The sequence below is a fragment of the Paenibacillus sp. VTT E-133291 genome (assembly GCF_002264395.1).
In the GTDB taxonomy this organism is placed as follows: Bacteria; Bacillota; Bacilli; order Paenibacillales; family Paenibacillaceae; genus Paenibacillus_AQ; species Paenibacillus_AQ nitricinens.
On sequence record NZ_NFVA01000082.1, the window covers coordinates 22,743 to 28,760 of the forward strand.

Below are 6,018 nucleotides of genomic sequence, written 5' to 3' on the forward strand. Positions count from 1 at the left end.
ATTGAAGTCAACAGGGGATTTAGAACGTAAACTAATATTAACAGGGGTACTGCTGGCCACGTTTCTGGCGGCCATTGAGGGGACTGTAACAGGACCAGCCGGGCCGGCGATTGTAGGCGACTTTCAGGGAATGCAGTGGCTGAGCTGGATATTTACTTCATATTTACTGGCAATGGCTATTACTACACCTATTTTTGGCAAAATCAGTGATCTGTTCGGACGCAAACCTGTATTCATGTGGGGAGCGGCTGTTTTTTTACTAGGCTCATTATTATGCGGCATATCTCAAAGTATGGAACAGCTGATCCTGTTTCGCGCGATACAGGGGATCGGTGCGGGTGCACTTATTCCAATGACCTTTACTATTATCGGTGATATTTACAGCATTGAAGAAAGAGCAAAGACACAAGGGCTGCTAAGCTCTGTATGGGGGATTTCCTCTTTGGTAGGGCCACTGCTTGGTGGCTATGTGGTAGATTACTTAAGCTGGCGCTGGGTATTTGTATTCAATCTTCCATTTGGCATATTGGCCATGGTATTTATTGCACGTTATCTGAAAGAAGAGAAGGTGCGTCGGAAGACACAAATCGATGTGGCAGGTGTTCTTCTGTTCGCAGCAGGCATGGGGGCTTTACTCTTTGGACTGTCCACTGGAGGACAGAACCTGGCATGGACTTCTCCATTACTACTGGCAACACTGGGTGCAGCGGTTATCCTGTTAATTCTATTTCTGTTTGTGGAGCGCCGTGCACCAGAGCCTATGCTTCCACTGAATTTATTCTCAAACCGTAACATCGCGGTATCAACGGGTGCTAACCTGCTGGTAAGTACCTTAATTATTGGACTTTCTACGTATATCCCCTTATGGGTGCAAGGCGTATCTGGAAAAAGCGCTGCAATCTCAGGTTTGCTGCTTGCACCAATGTCTGTAGGTTGGATGCTTGGGTCAATAGCAGGTGGACGGATGATTCTGCGCGCGGGTTCTCGCCGGACGGCAATGCTTGGGTTGATGATGATTGCTGCCGGAGCAATTGGACTGGTCTTCTTGACTGGAGAATCTTCGCAGCTAATACTCTTAGGCTTAATGCTGGTCTGTGGAGTAGGCTTCGGATACTCTTCTACGGTCTTCACGATTATCGCTCAATCTTCGGTTGCGTACGATCAACGTGGTGCGTCCACAGCGCTTAATGCATTTACCCGTTCACTGGGTCAGACCATTGGGGTAGCTATATTTGGTTCTTGGCTGAACTTGAATATTGATCAACTGTTGCGAAAACAACCGGATTCAAACGTAACAGGTGAAGATATTAATAAGCTGCTCGGCTCGCATACAGGAACTAACCTGTCTGGTGAAGTATCCAACAGTTTGCGTGGTGCACTTGAAGGAGGACTTCATTCACTATTCATCGTGATGGCAGTATTCGCTGTCTTATCACTAATTATATCTTGGGGTTTGCGAAAGGGTGTACCTTCGGTAGAGGATGCTACTTCTTCTTTGAAAAAGGCATAACTCATTCTCTAAATCATATAAAGAAGCCCGACCGGGTATTTACCGGTCGGGCTTCTTCGTGCGATAACAGCTTGTCTAACACATATGAAGTAAAAAGCAGCCTAGCCTCTAGCTCTATTTACGGGGAAGAGGGGAAAGCTTCTCAGCTTGCAGGCCCATCTTCTTGAGCAGAGTGATCATTTGTTCCTTCTCTTCATCATTTAGTCCGCTGAAAGCAAGATGAAGACGCTCTGAGTATTTCGGATACATCTCATTCATGAGACGTTCGCCTTCCGCGGTCAACTCCGCGAAAATCACGCGACGATCACTTGGACAAGGCTTGCGCTGCAAATAGCCGCGTTCTTCAAGCTTGTCGATTACGTAAGTCACGTTGCCGCTTTGTAGCAGCAGTTTGGCGCCAATTTGTTGAATGGGCTGTGGTCCCTTATAGTACAACACTTCCATGACGGCAAAGGCAGTAGGATTAAAACCTTCAATTTTGCTACCAGTAACAGCATGCTCATTAATGCTTTTAAAGGATTTGGCAAATACCCGGTACAAATGTAGTGTTAATTGTGTATCACGTTCATAAGATTGTATCATGCTTCTCCACCCTTTATCGTTAATCATGTGAACTCGTCGCACGTTCTGTAATCATATCTATTAGTGCACGGTTTACCTGTGCAACGAACTTTGAGATAACAATAGAATACGTGAAAGATCGGATGAAGAACATGTGATTTGTCACAATGAGCAACTTTTAATTATTAAAAATCAAACAATTTTTTGAATATGTTGAAATTGAATGTTTTTCACCTCAGTCTCTGAAAGGATATTAATTTCATTCCACGGTTCAAGTGCCATTTACGCCCCGAGACGGATGAATCTCATTCTCCAATATTTTACTATTATTTTATCGAGAAATAGTAATGGGGAGTGAAGGAAGGATGGAGGAACATCATATTCATGCTTTAAAAGAAAGTAAGTTAACCGCGAATAAGCCATTTATGTTGCTTATCGCTGCACAGCTTGTATCGAACATAGGAGACTGGTTGCATATATTGGCACTATTGACGATGGTAGGATTCAAATGGAATGCTACGCCATGGGAGATTACGGCCCTATCTTTATGTATGGCTGTGCCTCTGCTGTTAGGAGGTCCGTTTGCCGGCTATTTAAGTGACCGTTTCAACCGCAAGGCACTAATGATTGGTTCAGATATAGCCCGTGCAGCGGTGGTTATTTGCTTGGTATTTGCAGGCTCGCTGTGGCAGGTTTATGTGCTGCTGCTGGCTAAGGGATGTATGGATGTGCTGTTCTCTCCGGCCAAAAGCGGAAAGATTAAGGAACTTGTGCTTGTGGCTCAGATGGATAAAGCAATGGCGCTTAGCTCATCTATAGAGCAGATAACTAAAATTGTGGGTCCAGCGCTTGGTGGATTGCTAGTTGCAGCCTTCGGCATATCTGTTTGTTATATGATCGATTCTGCTACATTCGTTTTATCGGCGATCATTTTGCTTGGATTACCGCGTACAGCTGCAATTAAGAAGAAAGATACGGAAACAAGCGGGGGGGATACGGAGGTACGTAAATCCTTCCGCCAAGAAATGTCGGCAGGTCTGCAAGTGATTGCAGGAATGCCTGTAGTGCTGTGTGGCATTGTTATGTTGGTACTGGTGCTGCTAATGCTACAGATCGGAGACTCTCAGATTGTAACGTTATTCCGGGAGATTCCAGGTGTGAACGGAGATCTGCTGGGGTGGTGTGTAGCAGCCAGTGGCTTTGGAACCTTGCTATCTGCGCTGCTTGTAAGCCGATTAGGCAGTGGTAAGCATCCGCTTATTTTTATGGGATTAGGGGCTGTTATCATGGGCGTTGTCTTCTCGGGTGCAGGAATCGTAACTGCTCATGGCCAAGCGGGAATCTGGATGAACATTGCTTTGTTTGGGTCCTTCATGTTTGCTGGTGTGGGTGCAGGACTAGCGTTTATCCCCTTCAATTCAATGCTCCAGCAACGGACACCTGCGGAATACACAGGTCGTGTATTTGGAACCATTGGCAGTCTTACAAGCGCAGCTGTTATTCTAGGACCTGTAGCCGGTGGAGCCTTAGTGACAGCATCGGGGCCGGTATCTGCCTTTATTCTATCTGGTTTGCTTACAGGATTGTTAGGACTAGGGTTGTTAATGCTGCGTGGTAAAATCGAACGCAGGGATGAGGCGGCGATCAAGAAGCAGGAAGGAATAGCTGCGACGAATAACATGGAATTTGTAGGACAGACCTCCCTTTGATGGGAGGTTTCTTTTATTCGCTATTGCACAGGGCTTAAGTTATTATTGTGAAAAAAGCAGCTTGATTATTTTCAGGGAAAATATATAGTACGATTAGATAAGTTGCGATTGCCTCTGTTGATCATTTGAATATCATTCATATACGTAATAGAGAATGCAATTTATAATAGTACCTATTAGAAGTTTTAGGAGATGGAGAGTATGGAGAAGGTAGATACAATGATGGATACCGATAGCTACGACGACATTGTGCTCGATGTTGAGATCGATGAAGCTGGCTATGAAGCGGGAGATCCTTGCATATTCGATATTTCTTTTCAAGTGAAGCGAGGGCAACTGCTCGGATTGATCGGACCTAATGGTGCTGGGAAAAGTACAACCATTAAGACCCTGCTTGGTTTGTTGAAGAATACCAAGGCTAAGGTGTCTTTTAGTGGAGTTAATAAATCTTACGCTTATGTACCGGAGCAACCTGTGTTTTATGAGGATTTGACATTGTGGGAGCACTTGGATTTAGCGGCCGCTGCCTATGGACTGAAGTACGAACAGTTCGAAGAAACTGCAGAAAGACTGTTGAAGCAGTTTGGTATGGGCCATGTGCGCAATGATCTTCCAGCTGGATTCTCTAAGGGCATGAAACAAAAAATGATGCTAATGCTTGGCTTTTTGGTACAGCCGGATGTGTATATTGTGGACGAGCCGTTTATTGGTTTAGATCCTCGGGCTACGAAAGATTTCCTGCGGCTGCTGGAAGCGGAGCGGAAGCGTGGAGCTGGTGTATTAATGTCCACACATGTACTGGATACTGCAGAGAAAATATGCGATGATTTCGTACTGATCTCCGGGGGAAAGGTTGCCGCCTCGGGAACACTCGAAGATATACGCGATTATGCTGGGCTGCCGGAGGCGTCGTTGTTTGATTGCTTCGACGAACTGACATGAGTAAGCAGGGCAAGCGGGCATTTGCTTTTTCTAATGCCAAACAATTATTCAGACGGCGGCTATTCTCTCATTGGCGTGAGCAATCCGCTATTATCCGTACGGCGGCTGATTGGACCGTGCTCTTATATATTCTTATTCCCGGAGGTTTTCTGGGCGGGCGGTTGTATTATGGATTCTGGAATGAGGGGCTACCGGCTTGGAGCGAAAATTTGCCGTTTATGCTCATTCTTTCATTATTAGTACTTCTGATCTGCAATGGGGGCTTGGTGCTATTGTTGCAGGAAGGCGATCTATTATTTCTTAGACAAAGGCAGCGCTGGATAAATACGATCGTATTTCGAGGATTACTTTACAGCCTGATTGTAACATCGCTGAAGTTCGTTGTGGCTTTTGCACTGTTATTGCCTTTTCTGATTCGGGGATTTGAGATGACGTCATCGGAGGTGTGGGCGCTGTTCGCTCTGACCTTGGCGTGCAGCTGGTGTGTTAAGTTACTTGGACATCTTGTAAAAGTACAAAAGCATGGTTGGCGGCGCTGGTTGTGGCTGTTTCTGGCGATCTCCGTCCCGAACGCTATCTATTTCAGAGTAGCTAGCCTTTGGAGTGATCATCCGCTCTTCATTTGTCTCAGTGCGGTTGTATTTACAGTCGTTGCAATAATCGCCTTCCGTTGTCGCTTAGTGATGCGTGGGACATTTATGAACGACGTGCGCGAAGACTACAAGCAGCGAATGAAGATAGCAGCCATACTGCTTCGCAATGTTCTGGATAAACCTCGTCCGACTCGCCATAAGCCGTGGATTTTCCGGAAGTCACAGCCTTTGCTTAAATCAAAGACTGCCGAGAGCCGGTTCTCTGCGGCAGCGATTAAGGCACTAGTGCGGAATCCGGCCCATTTGAAGCTTTACTTTGCTTTTACAGCCGTGTCCGCTGTAGCGATCCTTATCATTCCATCGGGGTTCAAATGGCTGGGATTTGTAGTCTTAACATCGCTTATGACGTTTTGGCTGTTCTCTTTCTGGTCGTTGTTTGTTGGTGATGATTACATTGGGATCCTTCCGTTTACGAAAGAACAAAAAGCTGAAGCAGGTATGCATGCGGTCCCTATCTTATTGCTTCCCTTTACCATGATTTCCTCCGCACTGATCTGTCTCTCTTTATATGGATGGTGGGGGCTCATCTTGTTCATTCCGGTTGGATACATGGTTGGACTCTTTATCAGCAGAATATTTGGTACGTTCCGGCTGGGCAAAGATTGATAGATAGAACTAAAAACAGCGTGAATTGAGAAGCTTC

At 45.7% G+C, this 6,018-nt stretch carries 5 protein-coding genes; 4 read left to right on the plus strand and 1 reads right to left on the minus strand.

Annotated elements, in window-relative coordinates:
- Position 1: 1 nt before the first annotated feature.
- On the plus strand, positions 2-1,510 hold the full coding sequence (locus CA598_RS24995) for an MDR family MFS transporter (protein WP_094874764.1): 1,509 nt from the start codon (positions 2-4) through the stop codon (positions 1,508-1,510).
- 114 nt (positions 1,511-1,624) lie between these two features.
- Here the strand turns inward: CA598_RS24995 and CA598_RS25000 are convergent, their stop codons facing one another.
- Entirely contained in the window at positions 1,625-2,092 is a 468-nt protein-coding gene (locus CA598_RS25000; protein ID WP_042123913.1) for a MarR family winged helix-turn-helix transcriptional regulator, read from the minus strand.
- A 344-nt stretch (positions 2,093-2,436) separates the two neighbouring features.
- Here CA598_RS25000 and CA598_RS25005 point away from each other — a divergent pair, with 344 nt between their 5' ends.
- The 3 genes from CA598_RS25005 to CA598_RS25015 all read left to right on the plus strand — a co-directional run bounded on the left by CA598_RS25005 (position 2,437) and on the right by CA598_RS25015 (position 5,981).
- Positions 2,437-3,780, plus strand: a complete 1,344-nt coding sequence (locus CA598_RS25005) for an MFS transporter (RefSeq protein WP_094878275.1) — start codon at positions 2,437-2,439, stop codon at positions 3,778-3,780.
- A gap of 201 nt (positions 3,781-3,981) precedes the next feature.
- The gene (locus tag CA598_RS25010) at positions 3,982-4,722 is read left to right on the plus strand and encodes an ABC transporter ATP-binding protein (protein WP_179281789.1); all 741 of its coding nucleotides are present in this window, start codon (positions 3,982-3,984) and stop codon (positions 4,720-4,722) included.
- The gene (locus CA598_RS25015) at positions 4,701-5,981 is read left to right on the plus strand and encodes an ABC transporter permease (RefSeq protein WP_143812452.1); all 1,281 of its coding nucleotides are present in this window, start codon (positions 4,701-4,703) and stop codon (positions 5,979-5,981) included. The genes CA598_RS25010 and CA598_RS25015 overlap by 22 nt, the downstream gene beginning before the upstream one ends.
- Positions 5,982-6,018: the final 37 nt, after the last annotated feature.